The organism is Frankia sp. CoBUL1 (assembly GCF_978021245.1).
Genome location: NZ_CDXDOS010000018.1, coordinates 1 through 16964 on the forward strand (window position 1 = coordinate 1; position 16964 = coordinate 16964).

Annotated in this window: 12 protein-coding genes and 1 tRNA gene; 10 read left to right on the top strand and 3 right to left on the bottom strand. The window is 70.0% G+C overall.

The window, feature by feature from the left end; all coding sequences use genetic code 11:
• Window positions 1–816 (bottom strand): DEAD/DEAH box helicase (locus AC08OX_RS03370; protein ID WP_476606457.1); only part of this gene is annotated, 816 nt, incomplete at its 3' end.
• A gap of 319 nt (window positions 817–1135) precedes the next feature.
• On the opposite strand from AC08OX_RS03370, the gene AC08OX_RS03375 reads away from it, so the two are divergent.
• From AC08OX_RS03375 to AC08OX_RS03405, 7 genes are all read left to right on the top strand, one after another.
• On the top strand, window positions 1136–1477 hold the full coding sequence (locus AC08OX_RS03375; RefSeq protein ID WP_476606458.1) for an STAS domain-containing protein: 342 nt from the start codon (window positions 1136–1138) through the stop codon (window positions 1475–1477).
• Between the two features lie 38 nt (window positions 1478–1515).
• Window positions 1516–2046 carry an ATP-binding protein gene (locus AC08OX_RS03380; RefSeq protein ID WP_476606459.1) on the top strand — a complete coding sequence of 177 codons (531 nt, stop codon included), beginning with the start codon at window positions 1516–1518 and terminating at the stop codon, window positions 2044–2046.
• A 517-nt stretch (window positions 2047–2563) separates the two neighbouring features.
• Window positions 2564–4903 carry a sodium-translocating pyrophosphatase gene (locus AC08OX_RS03385; protein ID WP_476606460.1) on the top strand — a complete coding sequence of 780 codons (2340 nt, stop codon included), beginning with the start codon at window positions 2564–2566 and terminating at the stop codon, window positions 4901–4903.
• A gap of 438 nt (window positions 4904–5341) precedes the next feature.
• Window positions 5342–8437 (top strand): type I DNA topoisomerase, encoded by a 3096-nt coding sequence (gene topA, locus AC08OX_RS03390; RefSeq protein WP_476606461.1) that lies wholly within the window; start codon window positions 5342–5344, stop codon window positions 8435–8437.
• Between the two features lie 290 nt (window positions 8438–8727).
• Entirely contained in the window at window positions 8728–10815 is a 2088-nt protein-coding gene (gene tmk / locus AC08OX_RS03395; RefSeq protein ID WP_476606462.1) for a dTMP kinase, read from the top strand.
• A 42-nt stretch (window positions 10816–10857) separates the two neighbouring features.
• A complete protein-coding gene (locus tag AC08OX_RS03400; protein ID WP_476606463.1) occupies window positions 10858–12102 on the top strand; it encodes a DNA polymerase III subunit delta' in 1245 nt (414 codons plus the stop codon).
• A gap of 145 nt (window positions 12103–12247) precedes the next feature.
• Window positions 12248–13177, top strand: a complete 930-nt coding sequence (locus tag AC08OX_RS03405; protein ID WP_476606464.1) for a PSP1 domain-containing protein — start codon at window positions 12248–12250, stop codon at window positions 13175–13177.
• Here AC08OX_RS03405 and AC08OX_RS03410 read toward each other — a convergent pair.
• Window positions 13159–13893, bottom strand: coding sequence for a response regulator transcription factor (locus AC08OX_RS03410; RefSeq protein ID WP_476606465.1), 735 nt, complete (start codon window positions 13891–13893; stop codon window positions 13159–13161). The genes AC08OX_RS03405 and AC08OX_RS03410 overlap by 19 nt on opposite strands.
• Before the next feature lie 332 nt (window positions 13894–14225).
• Between AC08OX_RS03410 and AC08OX_RS03415 the strand changes: the two genes are divergently transcribed.
• A tRNA-Thr gene (locus AC08OX_RS03415) sits at window positions 14226–14297 on the top strand.
• Between the two features lie 198 nt (window positions 14298–14495).
• Here AC08OX_RS03415 and AC08OX_RS03420 read toward each other — a convergent pair.
• Complete coding sequence (locus tag AC08OX_RS03420; protein ID WP_011438664.1) at window positions 14496–15035, bottom strand: inorganic diphosphatase; 540 nt, start codon at window positions 15033–15035, stop codon at window positions 14496–14498.
• Window positions 15036–15118: 83 nt separating this feature from the next.
• Between AC08OX_RS03420 and AC08OX_RS03425 the strand changes: the two genes are divergently transcribed.
• Both AC08OX_RS03425 and dacB read left to right on the top strand, forming a co-directional pair.
• Window positions 15119–15517, top strand: a complete 399-nt coding sequence (locus AC08OX_RS03425; RefSeq protein WP_476606466.1) for a hypothetical protein — start codon at window positions 15119–15121, stop codon at window positions 15515–15517.
• A gap of 9 nt (window positions 15518–15526) precedes the next feature.
• The gene (dacB, locus tag AC08OX_RS03430) at window positions 15527–16960 is read left to right on the top strand and encodes a D-alanyl-D-alanine carboxypeptidase/D-alanyl-D-alanine endopeptidase (protein ID WP_476606467.1); all 1434 of its coding nucleotides are present in this window, start codon (window positions 15527–15529) and stop codon (window positions 16958–16960) included.
• Window positions 16961–16964: the final 4 nt, after the last annotated feature.

A 16964-nucleotide genomic window follows, 5' to 3' on the forward strand; every position in this document is an offset into this window, starting at 1 on the left:
GACGTCGACCACCTCGACCTCCACGCCGGTGAGCCGTGCGGCCGAGACCCCGGGATCGGCGACGGTCGCGGACGCGAGCAGGAACACCGGATCGGTCCCGTAGCGCGCGCAGATCCGCCGCAGCCGGCGGATCACCGCGGCCACGTGTGCGCCGAACACCCCTCGGTAGCCGTGGCACTCGTCGACGACGACGTAACGCAGGCCGCGCAGGAACTGGGTCCACCGCCGGTGGAAGGGCAGGATGCCACGGTGGAGCATGTCGGGGTTGGTCAGGACCAGGCCGGCGTGCGCCCGGACCCAGTCCCGTTCGGCCGCCGGCGTGTCCCCGTCGAACACGGCGGCCCGGATACCGGTGAGCCGCAGCGACCGCACTGCTCTAAGCTGGTCGTGGGCCAGCGCCTTCGTGGGCGCCAGGTAGAGTGCCCGGGCACCAGGCTCGGCGAGCAGCCGGGACAGCGCCGGCATCAGATAGCCAAGCGACTTGCCCGAGGCCGTGCCGGTCGCCAGCACCACGCTGCGCCCGGCGTATGCGGCCTCGGCGGCAGCTGCCTGGTGACTCCAGGGGCTCGCGATCCCGGCGGCCGTCCACCGTCCCCGCAGGACCGGATCGATCCAGTCCGGCCATGGCGCCGGGCAGCCGTCCCGAGCCGGGACGCGCTCGATGTGCGTCATGCACCGCGCTCGTCGCACGTCGCGGCGCAGCCCGGCAAGGGCCGTGTCCGCGCCGTCGACATCCACCGGCGAGCCCACGACGATCGAGGATATGCGTCTCGACGCGGTCACGGCGCCCCTCAGCCGGACGAACCCCCGGAACATCGCCCTCTCGGGCCCCCGGGCCGAAGATCATCTCGGCGTGGCTACGGGCAGCGAGGCCGATGACAAGACGGCAGACGGACCACGGAGTGTCCCCGCGGGACCAGCTGCGCCGAAACCGCCGATGCAGTCGGTCGACCCCCACACGAGCGCCAAGATCGGGGATACATTTCATTAGACGTCATCAGCCGGCGATGCCGCAACACCGGGCCCGCGATCTGTGTCGCGGCACACCGGATTGATCCTCCTCGTGGGAGGGTAATGGCGCCGTGATGTCGGTCGCCCGAAGCACGGGACGGCCGGAGGCACACAAGGAGGATCCGTGGACCTGTCCCTCACGACACGCCAGGAAGGCAACCACACGGTCGTGGTGGTGGGCGGCGAGATCGACGTCTACACCGCGCCGAAGCTTCGCGAGCAGCTCATCGATCTCGTGTCCGGGGGGTCATACCACCTCGTCGTCGACATGGAAGGCGTCGAGTTCCTCGATTCGACGGGCCTCGGGGTCCTCGTCGGCGGGCTCAAGCGGGTGCGTGCGCACGAGGGTGCGCTGCGTCTGGTCTGCACTCAGGAGCGCATCCTGAAGATTTTCCGGATCACCGGCCTGACCAAGGTCTTCCCCATCCACTCCTCCATCGAGGAAGCCCTTGCCGCGAGCGACTGAGCCGAACATCACTCTTTCGCGAAAGGCAGGCCCGCCGTATGCCCACCGTTGAGCTGCGGTTCGCTGCACTGAACGGGCACGTTCGTACCGCCAGGATGATTGCGACGGCGGTCAGCCGGCGCGCGGGAGTTCCGGTCAGCGCGGCCGACGAGATCAAACTTGCGGTGACGGAGGCATGCACCCGAGCGGTGCGCGTCAACCGCAGGCATGCGCCGCAGGCCCCGGTGCATGTCGCGCTCACCGATGGCGCCGATTCCTTCACCATCACGGTGGCCGACTGCGGCCGGACCGGAGACGAGGTCGCCCCCGGTCCGGACGGTGGCCTCGTCACCGCGACCACCCTGCTCGAACTCGGATCCGAGTCGACTCAGCCGCCGGGTTGGGCGGAACCGGCGGACGACGATCTCTCGGCGGACAACTCTGGTTTCCCACCGGGGCTCGGACTCGCCCTCATCGAGGGACTCGTCGACGAGATCGAGATCAGGCGCGGCCCCGACGGCGTGGGTACGGTTGTCGCGATGACCTGGCACACCGGCGCCACATCGGACCCCTGCGAATCCGCGGTGTAGGACCTCTCCGGTCTCCCTGCCTGGGCCCGGCGACTGTTCCAGCCTCCGACCGTGCCGCCATGTGCCCCGCGCCAGGTTCCGAAGGCAGGGCACATGGAACCTGACATGGAGGTGGAGCCACGGCGCCAGTCTGCCATGTCAGTAACAGCACGAGTGATCTTTTTATGCCGAATATTCCTGAATCGATCCGTTTCCGGATTATCGCCGGGGCGGTGAGAGGTACCCGAGAGCACGCGACCCGGGCCGCCGCTGCTGAAAAACGAGCGCACGTCACAGACGTGTGGATAGACTCCGCCGCATCTCATGGACGGCTGATCCAACCATCCGTGATTCCCTTGGTGCTCCCCGTGAGACCGGTCAGATGCTTAGAAATGGGAAGAACCGACCGATCTCGCCCAAAGCGCCGCCGGATGCGGCGCGTGGCCGTGACCGTCTCGATGCCGTGGCGACCGCCGTGAGGGCGCCCGAGAGCACCGGCACCCTCACGGAGGGCGCACAGAGCAGACCGGGAGGAGCCATGTCCTCGATCCAAGCCCTACAGGCCGAGGGCTCTGGAATTGACCTTAGCGGCAGAGCCCTCGGCCTGGTCGCCGGTGTGGCGATAGTCGCAGCCCTCGCATTGCTTGTTGCCGGTTATCTGGTTCGTGAGGTATTGGCGGCGAGTCCAGGTACCCCGAGGATGGTGGAGGTCGGCCGGGCGGTCCAGGAGGGCGCCGCCGCCTATCTCAGACGGCAGTTCACCACGCTCGCGGGATTCGTCGTCGTCATCCCCTTCGTACTGCTGCTCCTGCCAGCCGAGAACACTGGAGCGAAGATCGGTCGGTCGATCTTCTTCGTGGTCGGTGCGATCTTCTCCGCGTTGGTCGGATTCGTCGGGATGTCGCTGGCGACCCGGGCCAACACCCGCACTGCCGCCGCCGCCATGACCCGAGGGGAACGAGCCGCCGTCCGTATCGCCTTCCGTACCGGGGGGGTGGCGGGGATGTTCACCGTCGGTCTCGGACTCCTGGGGGCGGCGGCCGTGGTCCTCGTCTTCCGGGACACCGCCCCCCAGGTCCTGGAGGGATTCGGATTCGGCGCCGCTCTGCTCGCGATGTTCATGCGAGTAGGCGGAGGGATCTTCACCAAGGCCGCCGATGTCGGGGCGGACCTGGTCGGCAAGGTGGAACAGGGGATTCCTGAGGATGATCCCCGCAACGCCGCGACGATCGCCGACAACGTCGGCGACAACGTCGGCGACTGCGCCGGCATGGCCGCCGACCTGTTCGAATCCTATGCGGTGACGCTCGTCGCGGCGCTGATTCTCGGGGTCGAGGCGTTCGGCGAACGCGGCCTGGTGTTCCCCCTGCTCATCCCGGCGGTCGGGGTTGTGACCGCGGTCATCGGAATCTTCGCGGTGTCGCCGCGGACCGGTGACCGCACCGGAATGTCCGCCATCAACCGGGGTTTCTTCATCTCCGCGGTGGTGTCCGCGATCGGCGTCGTCGCCGTCTCACTGCTCTACCTCCCGACGAGCTTCGCCGATTTCCCCGGGATGCAGGGAAGCACCCAGTCCGGTAATCCACGAGTGATCGCGATCGGCGCGGTCCTGATCGGGATCGTGCTCGCCGCCGCCATTCAGCTGCTAACCGGGTATTTCACCGAGACCGGCCGCCGGCCGGTGCGGGACATCGCAAAGGCGTCGCTCACCGGACCAGCCACCAACATCCTCGCCGGAATCGGGGTGGGTCTGGAGTCGGCGGTCTATTCTTCGCTGCTTATCGGTGCCGCGATCTTTGGCGCCTACCTGCTCGGCTCCGGCAGCGTCACGATCGCGCTGTTCGCGGTGGCGCTGGCGGGGACCGGTCTGCTGACGACGGTGAGTGTCATCGTCTCGATGGACACCTTCGGGCCGGTGAGCGATAACGCACAGGGCATCGCCGAGATGTCCGGCGACATGGACGAGGCGGGTGCGGCCATCCTCACCTCGCTCGACGCCGTCGGCAACACCACCAAGGCGATCACGAAGGGCATCGCGATCGCCACCGCGGTGCTCGCCGCCTCGGCGCTGTTCGGCTCGTTCACCGACACCGTCACGACGGCTCTCCGCGACGCCGGAGCGCTGCCCGAGGCGGGTCGGGGCACCGTTGGCGGCCTGAACATCGCCTACCCCGACGCGCTGGTCGGGCTCACCATAGGTGCGTCCGTGGTCTTCCTGTTCTCCGGGCTCGCGATCAATGCGGTGGGCCGCGCGGCCGGGCGGGTCGTCCTGGAGGTACGCAACCAGTTCCGGTCCAGGCCTGGAATCATGACCGGCGACGAGAAGCCGGATTACAGTGCGGTCGTCGACATCTGCACCCGCGATTCGCTCCGTGAACTGATTACACCGGGAACGCTGGCGGTTCTCGCCCCAATCGCGGTCGGTTTCGGCCTAGGATACCCGCCACTCGGCGCGTTCCTCGGCGGCGCCATCGCCGGCGGCGTGCTGATGGCCGTGTTCCTCGCGAACTCCGGCGGGGCCTGGGATAACGCGAAGAAGATGGTCGAGGACGGCCACCACGGCGGAAAAGGCTCGGAGGTCCACGCGGCCACGGTGATCGGCGATACCGTGGGAGATCCATTCAAGGACACCGCCGGCCCTTCGATCAACCCGCTGCTCAAGGTGATGAATCTGGTCAGCCTGCTGATCGCTCCGACGGTCGTAAAGTACTCGGTGGGCGCGGACGAGAACACGGGGCTGCGCATCGGTGTCGCCCTCGCCGCCCTCGCCGCCATCGCAGCCGTGATCATCATCTCCAAGCGACGGAGCTCAATGATCAACGATGTGCCCGATATGACACAACCGACACCGGCTCCCAGCGAGAAGATCAACGCCTGACCCACATCGCTCCGCCACCGCCGACCCCCGCGGCTCGCACGAGGCCACGCGGGTCGGCGGCGCTGTTTCACACCGATGGAACCTCGGAATCGGGATCGGGTACCGCCCGTGGGCCGGGTGATGCGCCAGCGGACCATCCGTGCCACCCACATCGGATCGGGAAGCAGCGGGTGAGCGTCGGGCTACGGTCGCCATACCCGGACGGGAGGATCCGCGAGACGGAATGGCAGCGTACGGTGCTGCGAGGCACCGCTCTCACTCCGACGGCCGCCGCCCGCACGACCACCGTCCGCCGGACACCCGCACCGCCCCCGCCAGATCCAGTAACGCGCTCCGCCTCCGCAACATCCGCCATGTTCGAGACCTACGCTCCGTAGAAGCAACCTACGCTTTCGCCCCACAGAGCACTAAAACGAGCACGTCGCACCGAGGAGAGAAGTGCCAGCGCGCACGAAGACGACGACACGGGCGACCGCGCGGTCATCCGCACCGGTCGCCGAGCCCACCGAGGCCGGGCTCCCGCCGGAGACCGGCTCGAGCGAGGCATCGGCCGACGTACCCGCCGGCGCCACCAGCCGGACGGCGAACGGCAGGACGGCGAACGGGCGAACGGAGGCTGGCCATTCGGCGAACGGCTCAGGCGGAGCCACCGGCGCCCACGGCAGCCGCGCCACCGGCTCCGGCCCGGGCAACCGCCTGGTGATCGTGGAATCGCCAGCGAAGGCGAAGACGATCGCCGGCTATCTCGGTCCGGGGTGGCAGGTCGAATCCAGTATCGGGCACATCCGTGACCTCCCGCGCAGTGCCGCCGATGTCCCGGCCGCGCACAAGGGCAAGCCGTGGGCTCGGCTCGGCGTCGACGTCAACAACGACTTCGAACCGCTCTACATCGTGACGCCGGACAAGAAACCGCAGGTCAGCAAGCTCAAGGCGCTCGTGAAAGACGCCAGCGAGCTCTACCTCGCGACGGACGAGGACCGCGAGGGCGAGGCCATCGCCTGGCATCTGCTCCAGACGCTGAAGCCGACGGTGCCGGTCAAGCGGATGGTGTTCCACGAGATCACCCCCCAGGCGATCCAGCGGGCCGTCGACAATCCGCGCGATATCGACAAGAACCTGGTCAACGCTCAGGAAACGCGTCGCATCCTGGACCGCCTCTACGGCTACGAGGTCTCTCCCGTGCTGTGGAAGAAGGTCATGCCGAGGCTGTCGGCGGGCCGGGTCCAGAGCGTGGCGACCCGCATCCTGGTGGAGCGGGAACGTGCCCGGATGCGGTTCCGCTCGGCGGAGTACTGGAACATCGAGGGCCTGTTCGGGGCGACCGTCGCCCGCCAGGCGTGGTCGGACGCGGACGGCACACCGGGATCCGGGCCGGGCGGACCCGGCGCCGGCTCCGCCTGCGGCGACGGGGTCGAGAAGACCCCGCTCCCGGCAACCCTGATCGCCCTGAACGGCAACCGGATCGCGACGGGTCGTGACTTCTCCCCGACGGGACAGCTCGTCTCCTCCGGGGTGACGCGGCTGGACGAGGCCACCGCCCGGTCGCTGGCCGAGCGGCTCGCCGACGCCGCATTCACGGTGCGCTCGGTGGAGACCAAGCCCTACCGCCGTTCGCCGTACCCACCGTTCATGACCTCGACGTTGCAGCAGGAGGCCAGCCGCAAACTGCGTTTCTCCAGCCAGCGCACGATGCAGGTGGCGCAGCGGCTGTACGAGAACGGCTACATCACCTACATGCGGACGGACTCGACGAACCTGTCCAAGACCGCCCTGACCGCGGCCCGCGCGCAGGCTGCGAGCCTGTACGGGCCGGAGTACGTGCCGGCACGCCCCCGCACGTACGCCAAGAAGGTCAAGAACGCGCAGGAGGCCCACGAGGCCATCCGACCCGCCGGGGACCACTTCCGGACCCCGGGTGAGGTTCGTGGCGAGCTTGACGTCGACTCCTACCGGCTCTACGAGCTGATCTGGCAGCGGACAGTGGCCAGCCAGATGGCGGACGCCCGCGGCACGAGCGCCACGATCCGGCTCGGCGCGACCTCGTCCGTTGGGGAGGACGCCGAGTTCTCGGCATCGGGGAAGGTCATCACCTTTCCCGGCTTCCTGCGCGCCTACGTCGAGGGCGCCGACGATCCAGACGCGGAACTGGAGGACCGGGAGCGGCCGCTGCCGGACGTACGGCAGGGCGACCCACTGACCACCCGCTCGCTGACCCCCCGCGGGCACACCACCAGCCCGCCGGCGCGCTTCACCGAGGCCAGCCTGGTCAAGACGCTCGAGGAGCTCGGGATCGGTCGGCCGTCCACCTACGCCTCGATCATCGGCACCATCCAGGACCGCGGCTACGTGTGGAAGAAGGGCTCGGCCCTGGTGCCGAGCTTCGTCGCGTTCGCCGTCGTCGGCCTGTTGGAGGACCACTTCACCCGGCTGGTCGACTACCGGTTCACCGCGACGATGGAGGACGACCTCGACGACATCGCCGCCGGCACGGCCGCCTCGACCGCCTGGCTGACCCGCTTCTACTTCGGAACCGGCGACGGCACCGACCCGGCCGCCGACGGACTGAAGCACCTGGTCAATGAGCGGCTCGGAGAGATCGACGCCCGCGAGGTGAACTCGATCCCCCTCGGCGAGACCGACGACGGCACCCTGCTGGTCGTCCGGGTGGGCCGCTACGGCCCCTACGTCCAGCACGGGGAGCGCCGTGCCAGCGTGCCGGACGATCTCGCACCGGACGAACTCACCGTCGACAAAGCGCTGGGGCTGCTGGCCGCGCCCAGTGGCGACCGGACGCTGGGAATCGACCCGGCGTCGGGAGCGACCATCACGGCGAAGGCGGGTCGCTTCGGCCCCTACGTCACCACCGACACTGACCCGCCGCGCACGTCCAGTCTGCTGCGTGGCATGTCGTTGGAGACGCTGACCCTCGACGACGCCGTGCGGTTGCTCACCCTTCCGCGCATTCTGGGTGCGGGGGATGACGGGGAGGAGGTCACCGCCCAGAATGGCCGCTATGGCCCATACGTGAAGAAGGGTGCCGAAAGTCGGTCGTTGGAATCTGAGGATCAGTTGTTCACCGTGACCCTGGACGAGGCCTTGGCGCTGCTCTCCCAGCCCAAGGCCCGCGGTCGGCGCCAGGCCGCGCAGAGCCCGCCGCTGCGTGAGCTCGGGACCGACCCGGCCAGCGGCAAGCCGATGGTGGTGCGGGAGGGCCGGTTCGGCCCCTACGTCACCGACGGTGAGACCAACGCCAGTCTGCGCAAGGGCGACACGGTCGAAACGATCACCGATGAGCGTGCCGCGGAGCTGCTGGCAGACCGTCGGGCCCGCGGACCGGCCACCGCGAAGCGTCCTGCCCGGGGCACCGCGAAAGCCGGCACCGCCAAGACCGGCCCGAAAACCACCAAGGCCAAGCCGGGCACGGCGAAGACCGGCACCGCGAGGTCCAAGACCGCCCGGACGGTGACGGACGACGGCGGCGGCTCCGATGACTCCGGTAGCCCGTCGTCCAGTGGCACCCGCCGGACGGACTGATGGCGCTGCCGATCGGTAGGAGCCCTGGAGAAGCGGACGCGCCCCGGGTGGTTTCCGAGGTTACGGCGTTCACCATCGGCGACACGGAGACCACCTCTGGTGACGCAGAGTCGTCCAATGTGACCGGCAGGTCCACCACCCCGGTCGAGACGTCCGGAGGAGACCCTGTGGCCACCGACCATGCAGCCGGACATCGGGACGCCGGGCGGCGCCCACCCTGGCCCGTCCGGCGACCGCGGGTCCGCCGCTCGCCGAGCAGGCATCCGGTAACGACGGTTCCCTCGCCGCCAATGCCGTCCACCATCGCCGCCGGAGGCGACAGCGACATCCGGGCCGTCCTGCGGATCCCCGCGTTCCGCCGGATGTGGATTCAGCTCAGCCTGTCCAGCCTGGGTGACTGGATGGGTCTGCTGGCAACCACCGCACTGGTGACCCAGCTCCAGGAGAGCTTCTCCGGGCAGGCGTACGCCATCGGCTCGCTGCTGATCGTCCGGTTGATGCCGGCCCTGATCCTGGGCCCACTCGCCGGTGCCCTCGCCGACAGGCTGGACCGCCGGCTGACCATGGTCGTGACAGACGTCATGCGGTTCGGGCTGTTCATGTCGATCCCGATCATCGGGACGCTCAAGTGGCTGCTCATCGCATCGTTCCTGGTGGAGGCGGTCACCCTGGTGTGGGCGCCGGCGAAGGACGCGAGCGTCCCGCACCTGGTGCCCAAGGAGCGGCTCGCGGCCGCCAACACCCTCAGCCTGATCATGACCTACGGCACGGCCCCGATCGCCGCGACGATCTTCACGATGCTTGCGACGATCTCACGGACGCTCGGCTCCAGCGTGTCGTTCTTCCATGACTCCTCGGTCGACCTCGCGTTGTACTTCAACGCGGCGACGTTCCTCGGCTCGGCAATCGTGATCTGGGGCCTGAAGGGCATCGGACGGGCCGCGCGGCCGGAGACCGGCCCCGAGCCCGGGTTCTTGGCTTCCATCGCCGAGGGATGGCGCTACGTCGGCCAGGACAAACTGGTCCGCGGACTCGTCGTGGGCATCCTCGGCGGGTTCGCCGGCGCCGGCTGCGTCATCGCCCTCGGCCGGCTCTACGTCGAGATCCTGGGCGGCGGCGACTCCGCGTACGGGGTGCTCTTCGGCGCGGTGTTCGTCGGCCTCGCCGCCGGCATGGCCGCCGGTCCCAAGCTGCTCGGCGACTACAGTCGGACCCGCCTGTTCGGCGTCTGCGTGACCGGAGCGGGTATCACCCTGGTGATCGTCGCGATCATCCCGAACCTGGTCATCGCCTGCATCCTCGTGGTCGCGGTGGGGGCGTTCGCCGGCGTGGCCTGGGTGACCGGATACACCCTGCTCCAGGCCGAGGTCTCCGACGAGCTGCGGGGGCGTACCTTCGCCCTGGTGCAGTCGCTGGTCCGCATCGACCTGCTGCTCGTGCTCGCCGCCGCGCCCGGGCTGGTTGGCCTCATCGGCTCGCACAGGATCCATCTGTGGGGCGACATCAACGTCCGCGCGGACGGCGTCACCGCGGTCCTGCTCGCCGGCGGGCTGCTCGCCGTCGCGGTCGGCCTGTTCTCCTATCGGCAGATGGACGACCCGACCGGAGCCGCGGTCTGGCCCGAGCTGTGGAACGCGCTGCGCGGCCGGCGGCCGGCGGCCACACGTCCCCGCCGCACCGGCCTGTTCATCGCGATCGAGGGCATCGATGGCGCAGGCAAGAGCACCCAAGTGGAGCTGCTGCGAACGTGGCTCGCCTCCTCCGGCCGGGAGGTGGTGGTGACCTCCGAATCCGGCGGCACCGCGCTGGGAACGGGCCTGCGAGAACTGCTCCTCGACCCGACCGTACGGCTGCACCCCCGGACCGAGGCGCTGCTGACCGCGGCGGACCGCGCCGAACACGTCACGCAGGTGATCGAACCCGCGCTGGCCCGGGGAGCGATCGTCATCACCGATCGTTACGTCGACTCGTTCATCGCCTTCCAGAGCGTGAGCCGGGCCCTCAGCACCGACGAGCTGTCCGTCCTCACCCAGTGGGCGACGCACGCGCTGCTTCCCGACGTCACGGTCCTGTTGGATCTGCCGGCCGAGATCGTCCTGCGCCGCGCGCGGATGACCGCGTATCCTGATCCGCCGCCGGGGCCGCCGGGGCCGCCGGGGCCGCCGGGGCCGCCGGACGGCCCGGCCGAGGCGGACGACGCCGGGAAGTTGACCTTCCAGGGCCGGGTACGCGACACGTTCCGTCGGCTGGCGCAGAAGGAGCCCGATCGTTACCTTCCGCTAGACGCGACGCGGTCACCGGAGGAGATCCACGCCGAGATCCGCTCGTTCATGGCCAGCCGCATCGATCGGCCAGCCGTCCTGCTCGGTGTGCTCTGACCGACGCGCTCCGGACCGGCGTGGCTCGGGGATGATAGCCCGGTGACGGTCTGGGAGACGCTCGTCGGGCAGGACGCGGTGGTCGCGGCGCTGAGCGCCGCGGCGTCCGCCGCGAGTGCCAGGCTCGCGAGTGGAGGCGGCGCACCGGCTGCCGCCCGTGCCGGGATGACGCACTCGTGGCTGTTCACCGGACCCACCGGGGCAGGTCACCAGGATGCGGCGCGCGCCTTCGCCGCAAGCCTCACCTGCGAGAACGAGCCGCCGGGCTGCGGCGAGTGCACCGGCTGCCACACCGTGCTCACCGACACGGCCACCGATCTGCGAACCGTGCAGCCGGAGGGGCTCTCGCTCGGTGTGAAGGACGTGCGCGCGCTGGTACGCGACGCCGCCAGCGCCCCGACAGCCGGCCGCTGGCGCATCCTGCTGATCACCGATGCGGACCGGCTCACCGAGGCCGCGGCGAACGCCCTGCTGAAGGCCCTCGAGGAGCCGGCGGATCGGGCGGTGTTCCTGCTCTGCGCCCCCTCCGTGGAGGACGTGCTGCCCACCATCCGTTCCCGCTGCCGGACGGTCGCGCTACGGCTGCCCTCGGCCACGGACGTCCGCGACGCGCTGGTTCGCGAGGGAGTCGACGAGCAGGTCGCCGAGACGGCGGCGCGGGCTTCCCAGGGTCATCTGGCCCTGGCGCGCCGGCTCGCCTCGGATGAGCGGGTCCGGGCCAACCGGGCGGCGGTGTTGCGCATCCCGGCCCGGCTCGGCCGGGTCGGTGACTGCCTGGCCGCGGCGGCCGATCTGGTGAACGCGGCGAACACCGACGCGGAGGCCGCGAATGCGGAACGCGACGAGGTGGAAACCGAGGCGCTGAAAACCGCGCTCGGCGTCGGTGCCACGGCGGTCGGCGGGAAGTCTAGGTCCGCGCGGGCCCCCAAGGCGGGGGCCAAGGGCCGGACGATGGTGGTGCGGGGTGCCGCGGGGGCCCTCAAGGAGCTGGAGCGGACCCAGAAGAGCCGAGGTCGCCGCACCGTCCTCGATGCGCTGGATCGGGCCCTGGTGGACCTCGCGGGGCTGTACCGGGATGTCCTGGTCCAACAGCTCGGCGCCGGTGTCGACGCGATCCATCCTGATCACTGCGTCGAGGCCGCCGGATACGCCGCGGCCTGCACTCCGGAACAGACACTGCGCCGGCTGGAGGCTGTCCTCGCGACCCGGGCGTCACTGGCCAGAAATCCCGGCCTCGTCCCACTGCTCGCGGTGGAGTCGCTCACCCTCGCGCTGCGCGACACCTGACGACCGGCGACCGGCGGTGGGGACGAACCGGCGTAATGGCCTGTCTGGGCGGAAGGCCGGGCATATCCTGATCGCGACGCGGACATGCCCTTCGACCAGGTCCGCCCGGGCGGGACCCGGCGGGCGCAGGGAGGTAACCGGTCGGATGCCGATGATGTGCGCGGTGGCGTTCTCCCCACGGGGCAAGCTCTACTATGCCGATCCTGGTTCCTGCAGCCCCCGGGTCGGCGACCGGGTGCTCGTCCCCACCGAGGAGGGCCCCGAGGTCGCCACCTGCATGTGGGCGCCCCAGTGGGTCAGCGACGACATCGGCGACCTGCCGGTGCTCGTCGGGATGGCCGACGCGCCCGACATCCAGCGCGAGCAGGTCTCCCGGCGCCGACGCGCCCGGGCGCGTGTCGCGGCCCGTCGCCTGGCCCGTGAGCATGACCTGCCGATGAAGATCGTCGGCGTTGACCACGTGATGGCCACCGGCGGCTACACGGTCTACTTCAGCGCGGAAGGCCGCGTCGACTTCCGTGAACTGGTGCGGGATCTCAACCGGACGCTGGTGGCGCGGGTCCAGCTGCGGCAACTGTCCGCCCGCGACAGTGCCCGGGTCCAGGGCGGGATCGGTTCCTGCGGCCGCGACCTGTGCTGCGCCACTTTTCTCAACGACTTCGAGCCGGTGAGCCTGCGGATGGCCAAGGAGCAGAACCTCGCCCTCAATCCGATGCGCATCAGCGGGGCATGCGGCCGGCTGATGTGCTGCCTGCGTTACGAACATCCCCTCTACGAGGAGTTCGCCGAAGCCGTGCCCGCGGTCGGAGACCGGGCGACGACCCCACACGGTGCGGGCCGGGTCGTGCGGCACGATGTTCCGCGTCAGCAGGTGGTCGTGGTTCTCGACGGCGGGGGCCGGACCTCGTGCGACCGCGCGGATGTCTGCGCCTCCCGGCGGGTCCACGACGCCGCCCACCCCGGTGGCTTGGCGAGGTGCTCCCCCCCGGGCAGCACCTCTACAGCCGGCGGGGAAACGACGGCCGGCGGGGAAACGACGGCCCTGCGGGAAGGACGTCACGGGTCGAAGCGGTAGCCCATCCCGCGCAGAGTCGTGACCAGCCGGCGCTGCGGTGGACGACCCTCGACCTTGGTTCGTACCCGCCGGACGTGCTCGGTGACGGTGGCGGGGTCCTGGAACCGCGTGCCCCACACCTGCTCGAGGAGTTCCTCCCGGCTGAAGACCCGCCGAGGATGCCGGGCGAGGAAGGCCAGCAGCTCGTACTCGCGCGCGGTCAGATCGATGCGCTCCCCGGCGACGGCGACCTCGCGGGCCCGCAGGTCGATGGAGACGTCTCCGTAGACGAGCGGGTCGCTGCCGTCCCCGGTGCGCTGCGGCGGCGGTTCCGCCGGCCGTCGGCGAAGCCGGGCGCGCACCCTGGCCACCAGTTCTCGCAGCGAGTAGGGCTTCACGACGTAGTCGTCCGCGCCCAACTCGAGGCCGACCACCCGGTCGACCTCCTCGGCCCGCCCGGTGAGCATGATCACCGGAACCTCGCTGGTCTGGCGGAGGCGGCTCAGGACGGCGAAGCCGTCCATCCTGGGCATCGCGACATCCAGCACCACTAGATCGATCTCGGTGGTCTGGAAGAGCCGAAGAGCGGCCTCGCCGTCCGCGGCCTCCAGCACCCGATAACCGAATCTCTCCAGACTGCGCGCAAGTGCTGTGCGAGATGCCTCATCGTCCTCAGCGACGAGGAGCGAGGCTCCTCGCGTCGTCGCTGCTGGTGCAGCGTCTCCGGCCCCGGTCATGGTGCGAAACCCTACGCATCCTCATCGGAACCACTGCGACCGGGGGTGGCGATTTACGGTGTTGCAGCACCCAAAACTAACTAAATGTAACATAAAGAAGATAATTTGCCGACTCAGGGCCATTTTGACGACATAGCACATCCCTCGCCATGACAGCCTGAGACGGAGGCATTCCAGACCGTGCCCGCCACTGGTGGCATCACCGTGGACGGCTGGGATCCGGGGCGACGGCGGGCATCTCGGTCCGCGAACAGCCACCGGACCACCAGCCGGGTCGAGCCCGCCGACGCATCTGGCATACTCGACCCGGGCCAGTGCAGTCCTGGCCGTTCGCCGGAGTAGCTCAGTGGCAGAGCAATCGCCTCGTAAGCGATAGGTCGCGGGTTCAATCCCCGCCTCCGGCTCACTCCCCGATTCCGCTCGCACGATCATTATGCGCCAGGTAACCGTCATGGCCGTCATGGCCGGCACGTCCGGCCCGGCGGTGGGCTGGCGCCGGGCCTGCTCCCGCCCCGGCCCCATCCCGTGGGTTCCTGAACCTGTCCCACCCCGCTTGGGACGTGGGACAGGTCGTCACGGCTACCACAAGCCGGACGGAGGGATCAGGCCGACCTGGGTTCGGCCTCCTGGTCGTGCCCGTCCGCCTCCGCGGCCTCCGCCTCGCGCAGCCGCTTGATGGACGCCAGGATCTCCCGCTCAGCCTCCTTGCGGTCCACCCAGGATGCGCCCTCCACCGACTTACCGGGCTCGAGGTCCTTGTAGACCTCGAAGAAGTGCTGGATCTCCAACCGGTCGAACTCCGGCAGGTGCCGCAGATCCCGCAGGTGCTCCTGCCGGACGTCGGCCACCGGCACGCAGAGAACCTTGTCGTCCGGCCCCTTCTCGTCGGTCATCTCGAACATGCCGATCGTCCGGCACCGCACCAGGCAGCCCGGGAACGTCGGCTCCTCCAGCAGGACGAGGGCGTCCAGCGGATCACCATCGCGCCCGAGGGTTCCCTCGATGAACCCGTAGTCCGACGGGTAGTGGGTGGAGGTGAACAGCATCCGGTCAAGCCGGATACGGCCGGTGTGGTGATCCATCTCGTACTTGTTGCGCTGCCCCTTGGGGATCTCGATGGTCACATCGAACTCAAGGTCCACTCCGCTCCCTGTCTCCTTCGTCTTCGCCCGGTCCGCACCGGAGCGATCGCCGTTTGTCACATGGTGCTCGTTCGAGCCGTACCGTGCTCGTAGCGCAGTACGTCGTGCTCGTGCCGTACGTCGTGCTCTGCCAGGCGGTGGATGTGCTCCGCCCGGGGCGCGGGCCACCCACCCCAGTGACCACAACGAGGCGTCACACCCACGACGGCGCACCTAGTGTCGCGGACGCCGCCTCCCACCCGAACCGCACCGGCACCACCACGTTTCCACCGCCGGATCTCCCGGGCACCGAAACCATGATGGGCACCGGCGACACGCCCGGTGGGGCCTTCTTCGTACCAGTGCCGCCCGCCGACACGACACCTCCGGTGTCCCGTCGCACCCCCGGTGTCCCGTCGCGGCGGGACACCGCCGGGCAGGCCGGCGGCGACGGATCCGGGTTCACCCGCCGCGCCGTCGCCGACCGCCCGCTGGTTGCGTAGTGTCGGTGAGTGACGTCAGCCGCACCGGTCGCCCGGGTAGGGGGGCTCACCGCCCTGGCCGGCGCGCTGCTCGCCGGCTCCCTGTCCGTCGGTCCCACCACCGGATCAGCCGCGGAACTCGCCGGCAGCGGGTCCGACCGCGCGGGCGCTGCGGTGCTCGGCGGTCTCGATCCGGCCGCGCCGATCCCGCAGCCCGCGGCGGTGGCGGCCCGCCTCGCCGGCCCGCTGGGTGATCCCGTTCTGGCGCGGCCCGCGGCCTTCGTCATAGACACGCAGTCGGGTCGGGTGCTCCTCGACGTCCGGTCCCGCATCCCCGTGGCACCGGCCTCCACGTTGAAAACCGCGGTCGCCACGGCCGCGTTGACCACCTTCCCCGACGACCGGCTGCGGACCACCGTGGTCTACAGCCCGCCCGCGGGCGGGAACGCCCGCACATCAGGCGGAACACTGTGGCTCGTCGGCGGCGGAGATCCGACCCTGACCGCCTCCACCGCGCCCGACGGCTATCCGGCTCTGGCCCGGCTGAGCGATCTCGCCGCTCAGGTCCGGGCCGCGGGTATCACCTCGGCGGCTCGGGTGATCGGCGATGGAGGGCTGTTCGTCGGTCCGGACCGGGCACCGGGATGGCGCGACAACTACGTGACCGACGGGGACGTCGCCCCGGTCTCGGCGCTGGAGGTCGACGCCGGACGGTCGGCACCGGAAGCCATCGGACCGCGCAGCCCCACCCCGGCCGCCGCCGCGACCACGGCCTTCGCCGCGGCGCTCATGACCGCCGGAGTATCCGTCGGATCGGTGGCCACCGGCCCGGCGGACCCGGCCGCACAACGGGTCGCGGCGGTCTACAGCCCTCCGGTGCGGGTCTTGGTCGAACGCATGCTCACCCAGTCAGACAACGATCTCGCCGAGAGCCTGGGACGGCTCGTCGCCCATCGGCGGGGCCTGCCCGCCTCGTTCACCGGCGCCACCCGCGCGGTGAGGGACGTCCTCGCCGAGGCGGGCCTCCCCGTCGCAGGGATGGCACTGGCCGACGTGAGCGGCCTGTCCATCGCAAACCTGATCATGCCCATGACCCTTGTGGCCATCCTGCGCGCCGCCGTCCTCCCCGGTCGGCCGGCGCTGCGCACCATTCTCACGGGGCTGCCGGTAGCCGGGTTCTCCGGTACGCTAGGTGATCGCTACACCACTGGCGACACCGCCATCGGAGCGGGTGACGTCCGGGCGAAGACCGGCACTCTGCACAACGTCAGCAGCCTCGCGGGCCAGCTCGTCGACGCGGACGGCAGGCTGCTCCTCTTCGCGTTCCTCTCGCCCGCCGAGGAGGCGGGCAGCACCAAGGCCGCCCTCGACCGGGCCGCCGCGGCGCTCACCGGCTGCGGATGCACCCCGGCCCGGTCGACGACCGCGGCGATCCCGCCGGCAGCATCGCGCCCACCGACCTGAGCGG

Coding starts and splice junctions, on each gene's coding strand:
- AC08OX_RS03380 (WP_476606459.1), top strand. CDS start 1,516: ATGCCCACCGTTGAGCTGCGGTTCGCTGCACTGAACGGGCACGTTCGT.
- AC08OX_RS03385 (WP_476606460.1), top strand. CDS start 2,564: ATGTCCTCGATCCAAGCCCTACAGGCCGAGGGCTCTGGAATTGACCTT.
- tmk (WP_476606462.1), top strand. CDS start 8,728: ATGCCGTCCACCATCGCCGCCGGAGGCGACAGCGACATCCGGGCCGTC.
- AC08OX_RS03405 (WP_476606464.1), top strand. CDS start 12,248: ATGCCGATGATGTGCGCGGTGGCGTTCTCCCCACGGGGCAAGCTCTAC.
- AC08OX_RS03410 (WP_476606465.1), bottom strand. CDS start 13,893: ATGACCGGGGCCGGAGACGCTGCACCAGCAGCGACGACGCGAGGAGCC.